The following is a 20,412-nucleotide window of genomic DNA, read 5'->3' as shown; positions in this document are numbered from 1 at the left end:
TCTTGGCGCCATCGCATGAGCCATTGGAATGGGAAAGAGGGCCCTGCAAAGAAATTTGCCGACCCGATTGCGAACCCTTGAAATACTGGATAAAAATACAGTTAACAGTTTCATCATGGGCCTTCCTTCCCTCGCCTCCCTCTCTCCCGTCGCCGGCCGCGGCGTCTGGCATGCCGACGAGCTCGGCAGCGCCGACGCGCAGGTCATCGGCACCGGCCATGCCGCGCTCGACGCGCAGCTGCCGGGCGGAGGCTGGCCGGTCGGCGCCATGAGCGAGCTGCTGCAGGCCGCGCCCGAGGACCATGTCTGGCGGCTGCTGCTGCCCGCGCTGGTGCAGTCGGTGGCGGTGCGCGGCGGCCCCGTGGTGCTGATCGGTCCGCCGCGCGAACCCTTCGGCGCCTCGCTCGCGGCCCATGGCCTGCGGCCCGAGGCGCTGATGTGGGTGCGCAGCGAGGCCGCGGCCGCGCGGCTGTGGGCCTGCGAGCAGGCGCTGCGCTGCGCCGAGGTGGGGGCGGTGCTGGCCTGGCTGCCGCAGGCGCGCGTGGGCGAGCTGCGGCGGCTGCAGCTCGCGGCCGCGCAGCACGAGGCGCTGCTGTTCGTCTGCCGGCCCGAGGCCGTGGCGCAGTCGGCCTCGCCCGCGCGGTTGCGGCTGCGCATCGCACGCTGCGAGGCCGACCCGACGCAGATCGAGCTGCACATCCTCAAGCGCCGCGGCCCGCCGCTGGCCGCGCCGGTGATGCTGCCGGCGCGCGGCGAGCGCATGGCGGCACTGCTCGCGGCCGCGCGGCTGCGGCGCAAGCTGCGCGCGCAGCAGCAGGGCGCTGTGGCGGTGGAGGCGGTGGAAGCACCGCCGGCCGCCAACGTGGTGCGCATCGACGCATGGAAGGCAGGAGGCGCCAATGCACTGGATCGCCTTGCAGTGGTCGCTTGAGGCGCAGGCCGAGGCCGGTGCCGCCACGGCCGCCGCCGATGCCATGCCCACGCCCGAGGCGCTGGGCTGGTGGGCGTTGCGCTACACGCCGCACGTGTGCTGGCTCGACGAGGCGCTGATGCTCGAGGTCTCGGCCTGCGAGCGCCTGTGGGGCGGGCGTTCCTCGCTGATGCGTCAGTTGCTCAACGAGAACCCTGTGCCTGTCGCCGCCGTGCTGCGCGGCGCGCAGGGCGCCACCAGCCTCGAGGCGCTGGCGCGGCTGCGGCTGTTCGTGCGCGAGGAGAAACGGCCGCCCGAGATTCCCGCCGGCCTGCCGCTCGACACCCTGAGCGCCGCGCGCGAGCACCTCGATGCGCTCGCGCGGCTCGGTTGCCGCAGCTGGGGCGAGGTGGCGGCGCTGCCGCGCGGCGGGCTCTCGCGGCGCTTCGGCGCCGAGCTGCGCGCCGCGCTCGACATCGCCTGGGGCCTGCGCCCCGAAAGCCATGCCTGGCTCACGCTGCCCGACGTGTTCGAGCAGAAGCTCGAGCTGCCCGCGCTGGCCGAGACCGCGCCCGAGCTGATGTGGTCGGCCAACCGGTTGTTGTCGGCGCTGCAGATCTGGCTGCGCGCACGCCAGCGCGGCGCGCGCGCGCTCGAGCTGGAATGGACGCTCGACCTCAAGCGCTTCAACGGCGTGAACCTGCCGCCGACCCAGCAGATCGCGGTGCGCACCGCCGAGCCCACGCAGGACCTCGCGCACCTGCGCCGCCTGCTGTCCGAAAAGCTGGCTCTCGCCACGCTCGCCGCGCCCGCGAGCTGGCTCAAGCTGCGCTCGCTCGAGACCGATCCGTGGGCCGGGGCGAGCACCAGTTTTCTGCCGGAGGACAACCGCAAGGGGGACAAGTTGCACGAGATGGTCGAGCGGCTGAGCGTGCGGCTGGGGGCGATGCAGGTGCTGGTGCCGCGGGCGCGGGCGGATCATCAACCCGAACACACGCAGGTCTGGCGGCCGGCGTTGGGCCGCAGCGGCATCAAGTCCACGGCACCCAAGGCACGGGCACGCGATGCCGCCGCGGCACCGGCCCAGCAGCCCGATGCCCTCTATCCCGCCTGGCTGCTGCCCGAGCCGCTGCGCCTCGAGATGGACGGCGAGCGGCCTTGCTACAAGGGTCCGTTGAGCAAGCTGATCGGGCCGCAGCGGGTCGAGACCGGATGGTGGGGCGGCGTGGACGAGGGCGGCCAGCCGGCGGTGCGCGACTACTACATCGCAGAGAGTCCCGAGGCCGGCCTGGTGTGGATCTTCAGGGAGCGCTCCGCGGCCTGCTTCGCTTCGGGCGAGGTGCGCTGGTTCCTGCAGGGGCTGTATGCCTGATTCGAGCGCCAAGCAGCGCAAGCCGGCCCCGGTGCAGCCCCTGCCGCGGCGCGAAGCGGTCGGCGTACCGAGCCTGCCGGGCTATGCCGAGCTGCATTGCCTCACGCACTTCAGCTTCCAGCGCGGCGCTTCCACGCCCGAGGAGCTGGTGCAGCGCGCCTACCACCTCGGCTACGCGGCGCTCGCCATCACCGACGAATGCTCGGTGGCCGGCATCGTGCGCGCGCACGTGGCGTTGCGCGACCTGCCGGGGCAGCTCGACGAGTACGAGCGCGAGCATCCCGAGGAGCCTCCGATCCCGCGCCATCCCGAGTTCCGGCTGCTGTTCGGCAGCGAGTTCCGCTTCGAGCGCTTCAAGCTGGTGGTGATCGCGAACGACACCGAGGGCTGGGGCAACCTCTGCGAATTCATCACCGCCGCGCGCAACACCGAGCTGCCCAAGGGCGACTACCGCGTGACCTGGGACGGCAGCGACGTGGCCTCGCTGCAGCACTGCCAGGTGCTGTTCGTGCCGCAGCGCGTGCCCGGCGCCATGCTCGACGCCGAGGCGCTGCACGGCGATCTGAAGGCGGCGCAGGCCCTCTATGGCGACAACCTCTGGCTGGCCGTCGAGATGCTCAACGAGATCGACGACGACCTCTGGTTCGTGGCGCTGACCGAGGCCGGCGAGCGCGCTGGCGTGCGTCGGGTGGCGGCCGGCGACGTGCACATGCATGCGCGCGCGCGAAAGCCGCTGCAGGACGTGCTCACCGCCGTGAGCGAGGGCAAGACGGTGGCCGAATGCGGCTTCGCGCTGCAGTCGAATGCCGAGCGCCATCTGCGCCAGCGCGTGCGGCTGGCCGAGCTCTACACGCGCGAGATGCTCGCGAACACGCTGGAGGTGGCCGCATGCTGCAGCTTCGATCCGAAGGTGATCCGCGAGAACTACAAGTACCCGCTCGAGACCCTCGGCCACGACGAATCGCCCGCGCAGACGCTGGTGCGCAAGACCTGGGAGGGCGCGAAGGTCCGCTATCCCGACGGCGTGCCCGACAAGGTGTGCGAACAGGTCGAGAAGGAGCTGGCGCTGATTCTCGAGCTCGAGTACGAGATGTTCTTTCTCACGGTGGAGGACATCGTGCGCTTCGCGCGCTCGCAGGCCATCCTTTGCCAGGGCCGAGGTTCCTCCGCCAACTCGGCCGTCTGCTACTGCCTCGGCATCACCGCGATCGATCCCCACAAGGGCCATCTGCTGTTCGAGCGCTTTCTGAGCCGGCATCGTCATGAGCCGCCCGACATCGACGTCGACTTCGAGCACCAGCGGCGCGAAGAGGTCATCCAGTACATCTACGCCAAGTACGGCCGCGACCGCGCCGCCATTGCCGCGGTCGTCATCTGCTATCGCGCGCGCAGCGCATTGCGCGACGTGGGCAAGGCCCTGGGCATCGACGAGCGCTTGGTCGACGAATTCGCGAAGGACCACTACTGGTTCGACGACACCGTGCTCGGCGAGCAGTTGCGTGCCGCCGCCGCGCGCGTGGGCGTGGAGGAAGACGAACTCAAGCTGGTGCAGTGGATCGAGATGACGCAGCGCCTGCGGGGCTTTCCGCGCCACCTGAGCCAGCATGTCGGCGGCTTCGTGTTGACGCACACCAAGCTCACGCGGCTGGTGCCGGTCGAGAAGGCCTCGATGAAGGACCGCTCGGTGATCCAGTGGGAGAAGGACGACCTCGAGGCCATCGGCATGCTCAAGGTCGATGTGCTGGCGCTCGGCATGCTCAGTGCGATCAGGCGGGGACTCGACCACATGAACCGCTGGCGGGGCTGGAGCCGGGGACTGCACCAGATTCCGAGCGACGATGCCAAGGTGTTCGACATGATCTGCGACGCCGACACCGTGGGCGTGTTCCAGATCGAAAGCCGCGCGCAGATGTCGATGCTGCCGCGTCTGAAGCCGCGCACCTATGAAGACCTGGTGATCGAGGTCGCGATCGTGCGGCCCGGGCCGATCCAGGGCGGCATGGTGCATCCGTACCTCAAGCAGCGCGAACGCATCGCCAAGGGGCTGCCCATCGTCTACGAGAAGGACGAACTGCGGCCCGCACTGGAGCGAACGCTGGGCATTCCGATCTTCCAGGAACAGGTGATGCAGATCGCGATGATCGCGGCGAAGTTCACCGCCGACGAGGCCGACCAGTTGCGCCGTGCGATGGCGGCCTGGAAGCGCAAGGGCGGCCTGGAGAAATTTCACGACAAGCTCGTGAACGGCATGGTCAAGCGCGATTACCCCAGGGAATTCGCCGAAGCCATCTTCAGACAGGTCATGGGCTTCGGCGACTACGGCTTCCCCGAAAGCCACGCCGCCAGCTTCGCGCTGCTGGTCACGGTCAGCAGCTGGCTCAAGTGCCACGAGCCCGCCTGCTTCCTCGCCGCCTTGCTCGACTCGCAGCCGATGGGCTTCTACAGCCCCTCGCAGCTGGTGCAGGACGCGCGCCGGCATGGCGTGGAGGTGCGGCCGGTCGACGTGACCTGCAGCGCGATCGACACCACGCTCGAGCCGCGCGCGGCCGATGCACCGCGCGTGCCGCCGGGCACCGACGCACGCTATGCCGAGCGCCTGGGCCATGACGACCAGCCCGCGGTGCGCCTGGGCCTGAACCGCATCGCGAGCCTCAGCAAGGGCGGCGCGAAGCGCCTGCTCGAGGCCCGTGCGCAGTCGCCCTTCACCAGCACCGAAGACCTCGCGCTGCGCGCCGAGCTCGACGGCAAGGACATGGCGGCGCTGGCCGCGGCCGATGCGCTGATCTCGCTGTCGGGCCATCGGCGCCAGCAGATGTGGGATGCGACGGCGCAGCGGCGCGCGCCGGGGCTGCTCAAGGGCGTGCCGATCCACGAGGAGGCGCTGGCGCTGCCCGCGGCGCCCGAGGGCGAGGAGATCGTCGGCGACTATGCGTCGATGCGCCTCACGCTGCGGCGCCATCCGCTCGCGCTGCTGCGTCCGCGGCTGGCACGCATGAACCTGATGAGCGCCGAGCAGCTGCGCGGCATGCCCAGCGGCCGCGTGGTGCGCGCCTGCGGCATCGTCAAGGGCCGGCAGCGGCCGCAGACCGCCAACGGCACCATCTTCGTCACGCTCGAGGACGAGACCGGCAACGTCAACGTGATCGTCTGGAACCACGTGATCGAAGCCTGGCGCGAGCCGCTGCTGAAATCGCACCTGCTCGCGGTGCAGGGCACCTGGCAGCGCGACGACGACAGCGGCGGCAAGGTGCAGCACCTGATCGCCACCGGCTTCAAGGACCTGACGCCGCTGATGGGCCGGCTCGCGCAGAGCAACAGCAGCCGGGATTTCCACTGACGCGATGACGGCCTCCGCGCGTTCTGTCCGTCTGTGCAACCGATCGCAACCGTTCGTTCGAGTCCTCGCCTCATCCACCGGATTTCGCTAACCTGTTCCTCACCATGTCCGCACTCGCCCTCGATCCCATCGTCGATATGCCCATCGGCCCGCCGCCACCCGCGCCCGACGTGCCCGTGGTGCCGCCACCGCCCGTCATGCCGCCGGGGCCGTTGCCCGAGGGCGACCCGCCGCCCGCGATGCCGCCGGTGACCGACCCCGGCTTTCCGCCGCCGGTGGAGGAACCACCGATGCAGACCGCGGTGTCGCTCGCGGCCTCGCTGGCCATCGCATCGGCGTCGGGCGACGTGCCCTTCGGCAAGCTGCATGCGCGGCGCCTGCGCGAGATGTACCGCTCGGCCGGCTGGCCCTGCTGCGACGCGATCGAGGTCGAGCTGCTCGCGGGCGGTTTCCTCGAACGCGTGCGGTCGGCGCAGGGCCACGAGACCCTGCGCGTGACCGATGCCGGCCTCGCGCGCATCGCCACCACGCTCACGATCAACCGCGCGGCGCTGTCGCCGCACGAGGCGCTGGTGGAACGCGTGGCGCGCGAGATGACGCGCGGCGGCCGCATCGCCTGGCGCGGCCTGAGCCTGCGCGCGAAGCTGCCGCCGGCGGAAGAGGGCGGCAAGGCACGCTGGTGCATGGCCAGGCCCGATGTCTTCTCGATCCGCAACACCAGCGTCGAGGCCTATGCGCATCCGATCGTGCACGAGGTGAAGGTGAGCCGCGCCGACCTGCTGGGCGACCTGCGCAAGCCCGACAAGCGCGCGGCCTACCTCGACCTCGGCGGCGAGTGCTGGTACGTGCTGGGCAACGACGCGCGCGGCCGCTGCATCGCCACGCCCGAGGAGGTGCCGGCCGAATGCGGCGTGATGGTGCTCGAGGGCGAACGCCTCGTGGTCGCGCGTGCCGCGGTGCATCGCAGCTTCGAGCGGATTCCGTTCGCGGTGTGGCTCGCGCTCGCGAAGGCGCAGCCGATGGCGGGGTTCGATGAGGACGTGCAGGACTTGCTGGTGTGAGGCCGGCCTGCGGGGCCGTGCGGCTGAAGCTCAGCAGAGGCGCTGAAGATTCTCTCGAATGACGGGCGCGATGCGGATATCGCCCGTTGCGAAGAACGACGCCAGTGGCTCGTGGCGAAAAAACTGGCCGTCGAAGCGAGAGCGGACCAAGCGCAACTCGCCCGCGAGCCAGGGAATCGGCTCCAGCGCAGGATAGGCCGCTCGCTCCGAATCGCGAGCAAAGGTGATGTGAGGCGTCCAGCCTCTGACGTCATCCTGCAATTCGGCCTTCTGCAGCGCGCGCTGAACGCATTCGTGCAGGTCACTCAGGCCGTCATGCGGTGCGGGCCGAAACACGGATATCGCCTTGCCTTTTTCCGTGGGGGTGGCTTCCTTGTAGATCCAGGTACAGGATTGATCGAGCACGAGCTTGAGCCCACGAACGGGCACTTCGCTCAAGGCGGCCACGAGCCGGGGCGCGTAGAGCAGCTCACCGCTGTCGTCGACATAGCCCAGCGTCAGATGAAGGTGCGGGAGAGGGGCAAAGTGCGCGTTGCGAGGCCATAGCGATTGGTCGCGGTGCATCGCGATCGCCGACCGAACCTCGGCGTCCGGAAACAACCCGATCAGCAATCGGGTGCCGCTCGGCATGTCTTGCCTGTCGGATGTCATCTGGCGTGCTCGGACGATGAACGGATCAATCCACCTTCGGCCACCACTGCTGCGCCGTCGTCCGCAACACCCGCGCAGCCTGCGCCTTGATGTCGTGCGGATCGCCCTGTTCGTTGTGCCGCAGCACGCGGAACGGCCAGGTCGAGAGGCGTCCCGTGGCACGCAGCCGCGGGGCGGGCTGCGGCTGCGTGGGGCGTGAGAAGAAGAGGATGCGCGCAGCGGCTGCGGGCGGATTGGCGGTGGTCATGCGGTCGCCTCGAAGTTGTTCTTGGAGACGAGGCATTCTAGAGAAATGCTGTATGGACGTACAGTTAAAACTCCTTGCCCGAAGCCGTCGCGGATGGGGAATTCCTATCGCGCGAACGCCCCGCGCCGCGCCACGAAAAAGGGGCTCCGAAGAGCCCCGAAATCCCCATCGCGAAACCCTCGCAAGGTGTGAAGAAACCGTAGCGAGCGCCCCGAGGTCGCGCCGAGGACCGCAGCCGTACCTTGTACGGTGAGGACCGCAGGGGCGAGATCGGGGCGCGCAGTAGGTTTATTCACATCTTGTCAGCCCAGCGGCAGGCGCAGGTAGCTTCCCTTCAGCGGCTGCTGCCCCGCGCCCGGCTTGCTCCAGTCGCACACGCCGGCCGGGAAGATGGTCTTGAGCCGCGTCTCCTCGGCACCGCTGAAGGTCGCCGTGTAGTCGGCCATCGCGACCGGCTTGAGCTGGCACTTGAGCACGTCGTTCACGAGCGGCGAACCGGCCACGATGCGCGGCGTGCTGAAGCGCGGATAGACCACGTTGCACTTCGCGGCCGGGTCCTGCGACGCGACCTCGTCGATGCGCGTGCCGCTCTTGTCCCAGCAGGCGTCGTTGGCGCCCGCGGGCTTGTTGCGCACCACCTTGTCGGTCGAGGCCGCGGCGCTGTCGGCCGCCATGTTGTCGAGCCACTTGTTCATCAGGTCGATCGATGCGGCGATGTAGTTCACGGCGGAGGTCGAACCCAGCGTCCAGATGATCTGGTTGTCGCTGCGGCCGTTGGCGCGCTGCAGCCGCGCGCGGATGATCAGGTCCTGCAGCGTGTCGTGGATGTCGCCGGTCGCATCGGCATTGGCGCGCTGCGTGATGATCGGGATGTTCGCGAGGCCCGGGCCGGTGAAGCTGTTCTTGAAGCCGCCCGAATAGGTCGCCTCGAGCGCCCCGGCATCGGCCTGCGAGCGTGCCGCCTGAACGTTGCCGTCGCGGTCGTAGCCGCCGACCTTCTCGTTGAGGTCGAGGAACTCCTTCACCGAGATCGTGCCCTTGTTGAGCGCGGCCAGGCCGTACTGCACGCCGATGTTGTCGATCGGGCGACGCGCTTCCTGCGTGCCGGGGCGCTTGCCCAGCAGGTTGACGTTGGTCTGGAACAGGTCGCAGCGCACGCCGTTCGGGTTGGTCGCGCGGTTGAACACGTTGGCTGCGTTGGTCGGTTCGAGGAAGCCGCAGCCCGCCGCGTTGTCGGACTTGATGATGCTTGCGAAAGACGCGTCCCAGGCCCCGCAGGTGCCCTGGTTGAAGCCATTGACCGCGACCTGCTTGGCCGGCGTCCAGGTCGCCATGTCGAGTCCGTAGACGTTGTTGAGCAGCCGGCACTCCATCACCTCGGGCATCAGCGTCTCGGGGAACGAGACGATCGGCTGGATGCCGTCGAGCAGCCCCGGGTAGAGCTGCGCGATCAGGTACTGCTGGATCGCGCCGCCCGAGCCGCCGATGCCCGCGGTCCACTTCGGCACCTCGCCGAATTCCTCGATCACGTGCTCCTTGATCATCATCAGCGTCTCGCCCTGCAGGTGCGGGTTCGCGTGCTGGTTATTCCACAGCTCGGTCGAGTTGACGAAGGCGAAGCCGCGCGACAGGTAGATGTCGGCGATCGGGTCGAGGATCGACTCGATCGGATGCACGCCCTGGTTGTATTGGGCCGAGCCGCAGCAGTCGAAGTAGGGCACCAGCTTCCTGTTCCAGCCCTTGCCGGGCTTCCAGGTGGCGGGCGCGTCCTTCGCGGGGTTGTCGAGCACCGCGAGGCGGTACACGCCGCGGTTGATGGTGCCCGACTCCACGCGCACGATGTAGGGCACGGTGACGCCGTCGTTGGTGGTGGTGTCGGCCAGGTCGGCCGGGCGCGTCCCGGTCGGGTCGGCCAGCGGCTTGAAGCTGCCGGCCTTGCTGCGGTAGTACCAGACCACCTGCGTGGTGGCCGAGCAGTTGGCATCGAGCGGCATGCCCAGGCCGTTCTGCACCGTGCGGCATTCGTAGGGCGTGATGTGCGGACCCGAGAGGATCGGGCCGGTGATCGGGTAGTTGACCAGCTTGAGCTCGGTGCGCTGCTCGGGCTTGTCGGCGTTGGTCACGACGATCAGGTTCTCCTTGCCGGTGGCCGAGGCCGGGTCTTCGGCGAGGCCCGTGACCAGGCCGCGCAGCGTGCGCGTGGCGGCATCGCGCGTGGTCAGTTGCGCGCTCACGTCCTTGCCGTTGAGGCTCACGCGCACCTTGTCGGTCGCCACGCCCTGGGGCGCGCGCACCTCGAGCAGCGTGTCGCCGCCGCTCACCATCTCGGGCTTGGACGACAGCGTGCGCACGTCGAAGGCGGCCGGGGCGGGCGGCGGCGCGGGCGGTGGCGGCGCGACCGGCAGGAACACCGCGCCGCTGTCCGAGCTGCCGCCGCAACTGGCGAGCAGCGCGGCCGCGGCAATGGCCAGTGCCGCGACGGAGCCGGCGCGAAGGGCCGGCCACGGAGAAACCCGCTTGCGCGGTGCGTGGGGGATGGCGAACATGATGTCTCCTGTGTTGGTGTCGATCTCCACAAAGATTAAGGAGCGGCACGCGGCACCACGGTCGTTGCGACGACAGATGAGGCGTGAATTGCTACAGGTAATCCCTGATTCCCCGCAGGCCGCGGCGTGCCTCGAGGGCATGGTGCGGCGCTCCCGGTGGGCGGCCGGTCTTTCTTCTTCCGATCTCGAGCGCGTGCTGGGCGGCATGCAGGAGCGCCAGTACGCGCGCGGTGCCTGCATCGCGGGCGCGGGCCAGGTGGTCGAGCACTGGATGGCGCTGATCGACGGCTTCGCGAAGATGTCGGTGGCCTCCGAGGACGGCCGCGTGTCGACGCTCACGGGCGTGTCGGCGGGCGTGTGGTTCGGCGAGGGCTCGCTGTTCAAGCACGAGGCGCGCCGCTACGACGTGTTCGCGCTGCGGCCCACGCGCGTGGCGCTGATGCCGCGCCGCACCTTCGACTGGCTGCGCGAGACCAGCGTGCCCTTCAACCACTACCTGCAGGAGCTGCTCAACGCGCGGCTGAGCCTGTTCATCGGCGCGCTCGCGCACGAGCGCCTGCTCGACACCGACGCGCGCGTGGCCAACTGCCTCGCGAGCCTGTTCAATCCCGAGCTCTATCCCGATGCCCCGCGCCACCTGCAGGTGGGGCAGACCGAGATCGGCCTGCTCGCCAACGTCTCGCGCCAGCGCGTGAACGTCGCGCTGCAGCGGCTGCAGGCGCTGGGGCTGATCCGGCTCGAGAAGCGCGGGCTCACCGTGCTCGACCTCACGGGCCTGGGCAACTACCGCGTGTCCTACGACGGCCCCGCGCTGGCCGAGGACGCGGCGTCGGCACGCCGCGCCTGAAGCGCTTCCGGCGCCGCCCGACCCCTTGGTCGGTGGCTGGAAAATGAATTCTTTTTGCTACAGTCCGTCGATGAATCTCACGACAGACGCCGCGGCCGCCCCGTACCAGGACCTGGGCGAGGTGCTTCGCCAGCGCGGCGTGCAGGAGGCGCTGCGCTGCCTCAACGCCGAGGTGCCGCACCGCTACACCGCGGTCTTCGTGCTCGACGGCGACCTGCTGCGCAACCTCTACATGGTCGACAAGCTCGGCGAGGCGCGCCCCGAACAGCTCGCCGTGGTGCCGCTGGGCAGCAGCTTCTGCCAGTTCGTGCTGCGCGACGGCCGCCTGTGCACCGAGGATTCGCGCGAGGAGCGGCTGCTCGACGGCAGCCCCTACCAGGGCATGGTGATCGCCTACCACGGCGTGCCGCTGACCCATGGCGACGGCCGGCTGGCCGGCACGCTGTGCCACTTCGACCTGGTGCGCCGCAGCCTCAGCGAGGCGCAGTTCGAGCGACTGCAGCAGGCCGGGCGCCTGCTGTCGGACCCCGTGCTGCGCGCGGCGGCGCAGGGCGAGGGCGGCTGACCGGGCCCGCGGACCCGATCGACGCCGCCTCGTCGCCGCGGCCCGATCAGCCCGGCGCGACCGCGTAGCTCTGGAAGGTGCCCTTCAGCGGCACCTGCCCGACACCCTGCTTGGTCCAGTCGCACACGCCGCTGGAGAACACGGTCCGCAGCCGGGCGAGCTGCGTGGGCGTGAGGGTCTGGGCGTAGTCCGATGCCAGCACCGGCTTCAGCTGGCACTTGTTGATGTCGTTCGTCAGCGGCGCGCCGGCCTGCTGGCGCGGCTCGCCATGCAGCGGGTACATCGTGGCGCAGGTGCCGGTGGCGCCGTAAGCCGGCGATTCCTCGTACTTGGTGCCGCTGCCGTCGAAGCAGGCGTCCACCGCGGCCCGGGGCTTGTGCGCCACCACCTTGTCGGTGGTCAGCGGCGCCGGGTCGGCGGCGATGCCGTCGAGCCACTGCGTCATCACGTCGAGCGACAGCGCGGCCAGCGGATAGCCGGTGCGCGGGCCGACCCAGATGATCTGGTTGTCGATGCGGCCGTTGGCGCGCTGCAGCCGCGCGCGCACCACCAGGTCGCGCTCGTGCGAATGGATGTCGCCCGAGGCGTCGTTGTAGGTGCGCGAATGCAGGATCGGCACGAAGGCCAGGCCGCCGCCGCCCGAGTTGACCAGCCCGCTCGCATAGGCGCGCTCGAGCGCGAGCGCATCGCCCACGGTGCGCTGCGGCACCGGCTTGCCGTCCTTGTCGTAGCCGCCGACCTTCTCGTTGAGCGTCACGAACTCCTCGGCGCTGATCGCGCCCTTGTTGAAGGCCTCGAGCCCGTACTGCACGCCCACGTTGTCGAGCGGGCTGCGCGCGAAGCCTGTGATCGGGTCGCGGCCCATGATGTTGGTGCGCATGTCGGAGGTGGTGCAGCGCGCGCCGGTCGGGTTGTTGATCGGGTCGTAGACCTTCGAGACGTCCTTGAGCGCGCAGCCGGCCGCGTTGGTCGCGACGATGGTGTTGACGAAGCTCAGGTCCCAGGCGCGGCAGGTGCCGTTGGTGAAGCCGTCGACCGCCGTGCGCTTGGCATTGGTCCAGGTTGCGGTGTCGGCCTTGTAGACGTTCTCCAGCAGGCGGCAGTCGGCCACGTGCAGGCTGCCGTCGGGGAAGGTCAGCGAGGGCTGCAGGCCGTCGAGCAGGCCCGGGTAGATCTGCGTGATCACCAGCTGCTGGATCGCGCCGCCCGAACCGCCCGAGCCGGCCGTCCAGCGCGGCACGCCGTAGGTCTCGATGAAGCGCTCCTTCAGCATCATCAGCGTCTCGCCCTGCAGCACCGCGTTGCCGCGCTGGCCGTTCACCAGTTCGGTCGAGATCATGTAGGCGAAGCCGCGCGACAGGTGCAGGTCGCTCAACGCATCGGTGGCCTGGTTCACGCCCTGGTTGTACTGCGTGCCCGCGCCGCCCCCGAAGCTCACCACCAGCCGGCCGTTCCAGCCCGCGGCGGGCTTGTAGCCGGTGGGCACCGCGGTCTCGGCCGTGGGATCGTCGAGCAGCGCGATGCGGTAGATCGTGCGGCCCACCGTGCCCGAGTCCACGCGCACGATGTAGGGCACCGTCTTGCCCTCGATGGTCGTGGTCTGCGCCAGGTCGGACGGGCGCGCGAGCGGATCGGCCAGCGGCTTGAAGCTGCCGGCCGGCGTGCGGTAGAAGTAGTCGTTGCGCCGCGTCGCCGAGCAGTTCGCATCGAGCGGCGTGCCCATGTTCGATTCGACGGTGCGGCATTCGTAGGGCGTGAGCAGCGCGCCCGCGAGGATCGGGCCGGTGTCGGGGTAGTTGGTGAGCACCAGTTCGGCATTCGAGGACGCGCGGCCCTCGGCGCTCGCCTTCACCGCCAGCGTGTTGGCGCCCGTGGCCAGGCCCTTGACCATGCCGCGCAGGCTGCCGCTCGCATCGCGCGCGAACTGGGCCGTCACCGGCTTGCCGTTCAGCGTGAGCTCCAGTCCCGAGGCCGTCGCGCCCGCGGGCGCCTTCACCTCGACCAGCGCATCGCCGCCGCTCACGAACTGCGGCTTGGACGACAGCACCGTGATCGAGGCCTGGTCGAGCGCCGCCGGCGCCGAGGGTGGCGGCGAGGCCGGCACGACGGGGATGAAGCCCCCGCCGCCGCCGCCATCGCCGCCGCAGGCGGCCAGCAGCGCCGCGCAGGCGATACCGAGGGAAAGGATGCGTGCCGGCCGCGCAAGCGGCGGTGCGGTTCGCGTCGAACCGAGCGTTTGTCTCATGGTGTTCTTCTTTCGTGGGACGGATGATGTCGACGCGCACGGCCTGATCGAGCCCTCGCCGCACGGCGTCGGCTTCACTCTAGGCAGCGCATGCGGTCCCGTGTTCTCCGATCGCGCCAACTTCATTTGCCAATCACGCCATGTCTCACGCCATGCCCATGCCTTCCGCCGCGGGATCCGCTTCAACGGCCTTCGCGGGCCGGCCCACCTTGCCGATCTCCTACGTCAGGGATTTCCTCGCGGGACTGCCGATCGATGCGCCGACCCTGCACGGCATGCTGCACCTGGCCACGATCTCGCCCACCTTGCTCGCGCAGCGGCATGGCCGGGTCACCGAGGAGCAGTTCGCCGAGCTGTTCCGCAGCGTGGCGCTGCACATGGACGACGAGATGCCCGGGCTCTATGCGCGGCCGCTGCGCTGCGGCACGCTCAAGGTGCTGAGCATCCTGATGCTCGATGCACCCACCTTGCAGGTCGCCATCAAGCGATGGATGCAGTTCAACCGCGTGCTCGACGACGGCTCGGTGTTCACCCTGCACCGCGACGAACGCGAGGCCGTGATCCGCATCGATGCCTATCCGCGCCAGGCCCGCAGCGCGCGCCTGGTGCAGGAGCTGCACATGAAGCTGGTGCACGGCCTGTGCTCGTGGATCATCGGCGCGCGCATCGAACTCGAGCGCATCGACTTCGGCTTCGCGCGGCCCGACGATGCCGCCGACTACCTCTTCATGTTCCCCGGCCCCGCGCGCTTCGGGCAGCCCGTCACGGCCATGGTCTTCGACCCGAAGTACCTCGACCGGCCGGTGCGCCGCCGCTCCGGCCTCGAGCTGCGCGACCTGCTGCATCGCGCGCCGCTCGACTGGCTGTTCGTGCCGCCGAGCGCCGACAGCGCCGCGCATCGCGTGCGCGGGTGGCTGCAGGCGCGGCTCGGCGAGGACTGCGACATCGCCCACGTGGCGGGTGCGTTCGGCCTGTCGGCGCGCACCCTCGTGCGGCATCTGCAGGCCGAGGGCGCGACCTTCCAGGACATCAAGGACGCGCTGCGCCGCGACGTCGCCATCGAGCGGCTCACGCGCGGTTCCGAGCCGCTGATCTCGATCGCCTCGGACCTCGGCTTCTCGAGCGTGGCCGCCTTCCACCGCGCGTTCCGGCGCTGGACCGGCGGCACGCCGGGCGACTACCGCGAAGGCGGCGAAGCGATGGAGCGCAGCTTCGCGCGCGAGGCGAGGCCGGCGAAGATCGCGGGCGCGTACCGCGAGGGCGCGGCGGCCTGAGCGCGCCGCGTCCTCGCCACGAGCTCAGGGCGCGTAGGCCGCCGAGCGGCAGGGCGCGCCGCCGCAGACGTCGACCACCTTGCCGGTGCTGCGCAGGAACTCCGACTTCTGCTGCCGCGCGGCCGGCGTGGCGCGCGGGTCCTCGTGCGGATCGCTGCCGGCCGTGGGCGCGAGGTTGTCCTGCGGCGGTGGCGGCAGGCGGCCCGGGCCGCTGTCCCACACCACCATCGCGGAGCCGTCGTAGCCGCCGGCGCCCAGGTCCATGCACGAGAGCTGGAAGTAGGGCACCGCGTCGGGATGGCGGCCGCTGGCCGTGGCCGGGCAGTAGAGCTTGGCGCCGATGGTGCGCGCCTCGACCTCGGCCGACCACATCGTGACCTGGTGGTCGCCGAAGGCCACGTGCATCAGCACCTTGTGCGCGGGCGTGCCGGGCAGCGGCTTGTCGGTCATCGCCTGCGCATAACCGTTGGCCTCGGCGCGGTCCCACAGCGTCTGCCACAGCGAGAAGATGAACTGCTGGTCGAGGCTGTCGGGGTAGGCCGCGTAGACCATGGTCGCGAACTCGGGGAAGTCCGCGCTGCGCTCGAGCAGCAGCGAGTAGTTCATGCCGGGCACGCCGAGCACGCCGCGGTGGATGTCCTGCGCCACGCTCATCAGCATGCCGCCGAGGATGCCGCCCTGGCTGTTGCCGTCGTAGAACAGCTCGCTGGTGTCGAGCACGCTGCGCGGCGTGGTGCCCATCTGGAAGGCGGCATTGCTGCCGAAGCCCTTGGCGCTTTGCATCGCGCGGCCCAGCATCAGCATGTTGAGCACGCCCTGCTGCGTGGTATCGAAGGGCACGCGTGCGTTCGACAGGTCGAAGAAGCCGAACACCGACGGCACGATCTCGGTCTGCGAGAAGCCGTACCAGTTGGTCGCGCAGAACACGAAGTTGTGCTCGTTGCTCATGTCCTTCACGTTGCTGGCATTGACCTCGGTCGGCTTGCCGAACAGGCCATGGCCATACAGCGAGATGCGCGCGGGGTTGATGCTGCCGTCGGGGTTGAGCGCCGCGCGCGGGATGTTGCAGATGAAGGGCACGGTGAGCGTCGAGTGGCCGTCCCACACCGGCGTGTCGTACACGCCCGGCGTGGCCGAGGCGTAGCGGAAGGTCTCCAGCGGCAGCGGCTTGTCGCCGAGCGTGTCGAAGGCGGCCTTGACGGCCGGCACCGACAGCGCGCCGCCACCCAGGTAGGGCGCCACCGCGGCGATCACCGGCGTGATGTCGGCCGTGCCGGCCGTGGGGGCCGCCACGAAGCTCGGCACCGTGAGCGTGCCCTCGATGTGGCGCGCGATGCGCGCGTCCTGCGCGGGCGTCAGGTCCTGCACCGTCGTCACCTTGAAGCCGGGCGTGCCGTCCGTGAGTGCCGCGAAGCCGGCATCGCGGATCGCGAGCATGCGGCCCGTGATGCTGCGCTGCGAACCGACGGTGAAGTCCCAGGCCAGGTAGAGCGGCTCGCGCGCCATGCCCGCGCGCTGCAGCGTCGAGAGGATGCTTTCCATGTGCGCTCGGCGATCGTTCACGAAGCCCAGCGCGCTCTCGTGGCGGTCGCGGTAGATGCGGAACGCGGGCCCGGCCTCGATGGTCTTGCCGGCGGCATCCTTCATGTTGCGCATCGCCACGATGTAGCGATGGCCCCATTCGAGGTTCTTCGCCACGCGGATGTTGAGGCTCTGGCGATCGGGTGCGCTGACGTTGTTCTTGTCGAGCTCGACCCAGATCAGCTTCTGCTCGAGCGTGTCGGCATCGATCAGCACCACGGGCGCGTCGGCCTTGAGCGAGGCCGAGAGATCGCCGATGCCCGGCGCGCCGGTGCGCACGAGGTCCACGCCCGGCACGCGCGTCACGATCATCGCGCCCGGCGAGAAGCCGTCGTTGCGGTTCCATTCGGTGGTGTCGATCGGCTTGTTGCGCACCACCTCGCTGCGCGGCATCGAGGCCGTCTGCAGGTTCAACCGGCGGCCGGTGTCGGTGCTGGCATCGGCCACCGTGTAGTAGTCGTTGGGAAACGGCAGCATGCAGTGCGCGGGATCGAGGAAGTCGCAGCGCTGCGCCGTGGTGGCCGTGTCGGCGGGCAACTGACTGTCGATGCTCGCGAGCATCGGCGGATCGCTAGGCGGCGGGTTGCCGGTGCCGGGGCCCGACGGGGGCGGGAAGCCGGCGAAGCCGAAGCTCGAGCCTCCACCGCCGCCGCCGCAGCCGGACAGCGCCGCCATCGTGGCCAGCAGCGCCGTGCCGGCGAGCAGGCGCCAGCGGCGTGGCCGGCGGGAGGTCGTGGTCCTGTCGTGAAGCAGGTCGGGGCGCGCAGGGGCCTGCGCGCGATCGGGCATCGGCATGGGTCGTTGTCTCCTGTTGTGTCTTCTCGAAGGCCCGGGCCGCCACATGGCGCGGCCATCCGCGGGCTCCCGCACTCTACGGACGGGCTGCCGCGCGCGCCATTGGCAAGGTGCCCTGCCGGGCTGTGCATCTGCACAAGGGCGGGTGCCCTCGGCGCGATGGCGTCAGTGCAGCGCCGAGGTCCCGCCGCGGCCCAGGCGGCGCTGGCGCAGCGCGAGGTACATCCGCGAGAGCCAGGCCATATCGTCCAGCCGCGCGCCGAGCAGCGACTCGATGTGCGCGAGCCGGTGCAGCAGCGTGTTGCGGTGGATGCCGAGCGCGGCGGCGGTGGCCTTGTGGTTCTGCCGGTGGTCGAAGTAGCTCTCGAGCGTCTCCAGCAGCGGCGGCTCGGCCGCGAGGGCCGCGATCATCTCGTTGCACAGCGCCGAGACCTCGGTCGACTGGCGCATCAGCGTGTCGAGCGCGAATTCGGAGTAGCAGAAGCTGGCGTCGTTGCGGCGCAGGCGCTGTCCCATCTCGATCGCCGCCAACGCCTGTTCGGCGCTGCCGCGCCAGCCCGCGGCGCCCTGCGACGGCAGCCCCAGGCCCGCCGCCTCGATGCTCGGGCGCAGCCGCATCGCCTGCTCGATGCTCGCGAGCAGGCGGCGCTCGCGCGCATCGGCCGCTTCTCCGGGAGGCGCCGGCAGCCAGGCCACCCAGTGGCCACGATGCAGCGCCAGCGCGACCGGCCCCAGGTCCTCGCGCACCGCCGCGGCCACCGCCTCCAGCACCCGCTCGCCGGCCTCGGGCGTGGTCGGTTCGAGCGGCATCGGCCGCAGCGCCAGCGCCACGTGCGGCTGGTCGGCCTGGATGCCCAGCGCCTGCGCCGCGTCGTCGAAGGCGCCGACCCAGGTCGGATCGAATACCGCCGCCGCGAGCCGGGCCTGCATCTGTGCCTTCCATCGCATCTCGCGCGTGTGCTCGGCCAGGTAGGCATCGCTCACCGTGCGGCTCAGCAGGTCGCTGTAGTACAGCAGGAAGGGCGAGACGCGGAACAGCACCTCGTCGCACAGCGCGGGATGGGGACGCACGTGCGCGAGCAGCGCGTCCATGTACACGCGCGTGCCCGTGCGGTAAGCCTGCAGCAGCGCCGACAGCGAGAGCGCCTGCGCATGGCGGCGCTGGCTGAAGCGGCCGATCCATTGCAGGTCGTCGTCGTGCGGCTTGTCGCGGATCAGCAGCGCGTCGTACCAGAGCTCCGCGTTGCGCAGGCCCACGCGGTAGACGTCATGCGCGAGCGCCTGGCCCAGCGCGCCGTATTCGGGAATGCTGCCGCGCAGCGTGTCGAGCATGCGTATCGAGAGGTTCGGGCTGTCGCGGCGCAGTTCGCGGACCAGTCCGCGCAGCCCGGGCGACAGCGGTTCCATCGCGGGCAGGCTCATGCGCTCGGGCGTGGGCGAGTTCTCCATGCGGGATTGGTCTCCATCTCTTCGTGCCGTGCCGCTCGTATGGCGGCTGGCCGACAGTGTCGGGCGGGGAGGAGAGGGGGCGCAAGAGTGCTTGCCAGAAGCACGACGGGCCGCGTTGCGCGGCCCGTGGTCAGGTGTTTGGAGCGGGTGAAGGGAATCACTCAAGGCAACCAACTCATTGATTAATAAAGATTTTTTCTGGTTACCCAAGCCAGAAATGGCCTCTAAGCTTACCACCTCGGCCCTCTTGATGAAAGGCGAGTTTCCACCGCCTTCTGCTGGCGGCCACCGACAGCCACTGCGATCAGGAAGTGACCGATTTTGCGATCTGCAGTGCCCTTCGCTCGAATCGCTCGGAAACAGGGTTCGCTTGCCCCTGGGGCCTATGCAGGTGCGTCACGATTTCGTAGGGGCCGTCGTCCAGTGGTCGCATGCTGACTCCCCATCCATGGGCGTGCTTGATACGCGATTGTGCGGATACCCCGACACCGTAGCCGGCAGAAACCCATAGCGCCATCATCTCGAAGGAAGTCACGTACTGAAGATTCTGCTGGTCAGCCGCCTGGAGTGAGAGCAGCCGACGATCCAGCGAAGAACACGCCTCATCCCTCCAGCGAAAGATCGGGTAGTTCTGGAGGTCGGCGATGGTGAGCGATGCCTGCTCAAGCAAGGGAAACCTCAGCGGTATCGCAACGGCCATGTGCTCAATCCACAAGGGCTGGGTTTCCAGGGCTGGATCGCTCGCTCCTTGAAGCGACATTCCCACGTCGTAGCGGCCTTCACGAAGTCCATCAAGCAGCTCGTCACCTGCCACCTCAAAGAACGCGATGCTGACCTCGGGTTCTTCCGCTCGTTGCAGTGCGAGCAGTGCCGAGAGCTGAGATGATGATACGCCTGGCGCTATCGCAAGCCTGAGGTGGGCGGGTTGGCTGGTGATGTTGTCCACGGAGAACCTACAGAAGCGACGAAGCAGGTCAAGTGCAAACCAGCATCATAGTAAAGAGAGAAGTTTAACGTCTATATGTTTAACGTGGTTAATTTAAGAGGATTGTTTGACGCTTCTGTTGATGCAGAAGCTTACTATTCAGCCAGGTCGTCCACCTGGCACACCCACATATGAATCCGAACCAGCATTGGCTTTCGGGCGGGCCGTGCGTGCCGCTCGCGTCGCGCAAGGGGTCGCTCAAGACGATTTTGCGTATCAGGCGGGAATATCGCGTTCGCACATGGGCAAGATCGAACGCGGGGAGCATGTGCCGACGCTGCCTTTGATACTGAAAATCGCTGCCGCACTCGGGATAAGCGCCAGCGAATTGATGGCCGCGACTGAAAAGAACCTCAGCGCGGGCAGTGAGCCGCAAGATTCGGCATAGCGGTCGTAAGTGTCTTTTCGGATATTGGCAGCGCAAGCTGTCGCAGCCAACGGCGCCGGGCGGGTGCTTAGCCCGACAGCGGGGGGTTGTCTGAATTTCTGTGTTCAAGGCTCCGTGTAGGGTCCATCCATTCAGATGGACCCGCGCCACATATTACGC

15 protein-coding genes are annotated in these 20,412 nt (G+C 69.2%); 8 read left to right on the top strand and 7 right to left on the bottom strand.

Annotated elements, in window-relative coordinates:
- Positions 1-115 precede the first annotated feature (115 nt).
- From imuA to AC07RV_RS20760, 4 genes are all read left to right on the top strand, one after another.
- A complete protein-coding gene (gene imuA, locus AC07RV_RS20775) occupies positions 116-931 on the top strand; it encodes a translesion DNA synthesis-associated protein ImuA (protein ID WP_296782003.1) in 816 nt (271 codons plus the stop codon).
- Positions 900-2,282 carry a Y-family DNA polymerase gene (locus AC07RV_RS20770; RefSeq protein WP_296782002.1) on the top strand — a complete coding sequence of 461 codons (1,383 nt, stop codon included), beginning with the start codon at positions 900-902 and terminating at the stop codon, positions 2,280-2,282. Before imuA ends, AC07RV_RS20770 begins: the two co-directional genes overlap by 32 nt.
- Positions 2,275-5,619, top strand: coding sequence for an error-prone DNA polymerase (locus tag AC07RV_RS20765; RefSeq protein ID WP_296782001.1), 3,345 nt, complete (start codon positions 2,275-2,277; stop codon positions 5,617-5,619). Before AC07RV_RS20770 ends, AC07RV_RS20765 begins: the two co-directional genes overlap by 8 nt.
- Before the next feature lie 104 nt (positions 5,620-5,723).
- Positions 5,724-6,680 (top strand): hypothetical protein, encoded by a 957-nt coding sequence (locus tag AC07RV_RS20760; RefSeq protein ID WP_296782000.1) that lies wholly within the window; start codon positions 5,724-5,726, stop codon positions 6,678-6,680.
- 30 nt (positions 6,681-6,710) lie between these two features.
- On the opposite strand, the gene AC07RV_RS20755 is transcribed toward AC07RV_RS20760, so the two are convergent.
- The 3 genes from AC07RV_RS20755 to AC07RV_RS20745 form a co-directional block, all read right to left on the bottom strand.
- Positions 6,711-7,310, bottom strand: a complete 600-nt coding sequence (locus tag AC07RV_RS20755) for a 2'-5' RNA ligase family protein (RefSeq protein ID WP_296781999.1) — start codon at positions 7,308-7,310, stop codon at positions 6,711-6,713.
- Positions 7,311-7,356: 46 nt separating this feature from the next.
- Positions 7,357-7,578: a hypothetical protein gene (locus tag AC07RV_RS20750; protein WP_296781998.1), complete on the bottom strand. Its 222-nt coding sequence runs from the start codon at positions 7,576-7,578 to the stop codon at positions 7,357-7,359.
- A 302-nt stretch (positions 7,579-7,880) separates the two neighbouring features.
- A complete protein-coding gene (locus tag AC07RV_RS20745) occupies positions 7,881-10,124 on the bottom strand; it encodes a DUF6351 family protein (RefSeq protein ID WP_296781997.1) in 2,244 nt (747 codons plus the stop codon).
- Positions 10,125-10,263: 139 nt separating this feature from the next.
- Here AC07RV_RS20745 and AC07RV_RS20740 point away from each other — a divergent pair, with 139 nt between their 5' ends.
- Both AC07RV_RS20740 and AC07RV_RS20735 read left to right on the top strand, forming a co-directional pair.
- Positions 10,264-10,971: a Crp/Fnr family transcriptional regulator gene (locus AC07RV_RS20740; RefSeq protein ID WP_256222614.1), complete on the top strand. Its 708-nt coding sequence runs from the start codon at positions 10,264-10,266 to the stop codon at positions 10,969-10,971.
- A 70-nt stretch (positions 10,972-11,041) separates the two neighbouring features.
- Complete coding sequence (locus tag AC07RV_RS20735) at positions 11,042-11,536, top strand: GAF domain-containing protein (protein WP_208511969.1); 495 nt, start codon at positions 11,042-11,044, stop codon at positions 11,534-11,536.
- Between the two features lie 46 nt (positions 11,537-11,582).
- Here the strand turns inward: AC07RV_RS20735 and AC07RV_RS20730 are convergent, their stop codons facing one another.
- Positions 11,583-13,781 carry a DUF6351 family protein gene (locus AC07RV_RS20730; protein WP_296781996.1) on the bottom strand — a complete coding sequence of 733 codons (2,199 nt, stop codon included), beginning with the start codon at positions 13,779-13,781 and terminating at the stop codon, positions 11,583-11,585.
- Between the two features lie 152 nt (positions 13,782-13,933).
- Here AC07RV_RS20730 and AC07RV_RS20725 point away from each other — a divergent pair, with 152 nt between their 5' ends.
- A complete protein-coding gene (locus AC07RV_RS20725) occupies positions 13,934-15,055 on the top strand; it encodes an AraC family transcriptional regulator (protein ID WP_296781995.1) in 1,122 nt (373 codons plus the stop codon).
- A gap of 24 nt (positions 15,056-15,079) precedes the next feature.
- Here the strand turns inward: AC07RV_RS20725 and AC07RV_RS20720 are convergent, their stop codons facing one another.
- From AC07RV_RS20720 to AC07RV_RS20710, 3 genes are all read right to left on the bottom strand, one after another.
- Positions 15,080-17,431, bottom strand: a complete 2,352-nt coding sequence (locus AC07RV_RS20720) for a hypothetical protein (RefSeq protein WP_296781994.1) — start codon at positions 17,429-17,431, stop codon at positions 15,080-15,082.
- Positions 17,432-17,596: 165 nt separating this feature from the next.
- Positions 17,597-18,880, bottom strand: coding sequence for a PucR family transcriptional regulator (locus AC07RV_RS20715; protein ID WP_296781993.1), 1,284 nt, complete (start codon positions 18,878-18,880; stop codon positions 17,597-17,599).
- Between the two features lie 304 nt (positions 18,881-19,184).
- Positions 19,185-19,826: a LysR family substrate-binding domain-containing protein gene (locus tag AC07RV_RS20710; protein WP_296781992.1), complete on the bottom strand. Its 642-nt coding sequence runs from the start codon at positions 19,824-19,826 to the stop codon at positions 19,185-19,187.
- Positions 19,827-19,947: 121 nt separating this feature from the next.
- Between AC07RV_RS20710 and AC07RV_RS20705 the strand changes: the two genes are divergently transcribed.
- On the top strand, positions 19,948-20,253 hold the full coding sequence (locus AC07RV_RS20705; RefSeq protein WP_003158903.1) for a helix-turn-helix domain-containing protein: 306 nt from the start codon (positions 19,948-19,950) through the stop codon (positions 20,251-20,253).
- The last annotated feature ends 159 nt before the right edge of the window (positions 20,254-20,412 follow it).

It is taken from the genome of Variovorax sp. GW821-FHT09B01, from assembly GCF_059418345.1.
Note: the sequence above shows the minus strand (reverse complement) of the source record. Positions and strands in the feature narration are given on the sequence as shown.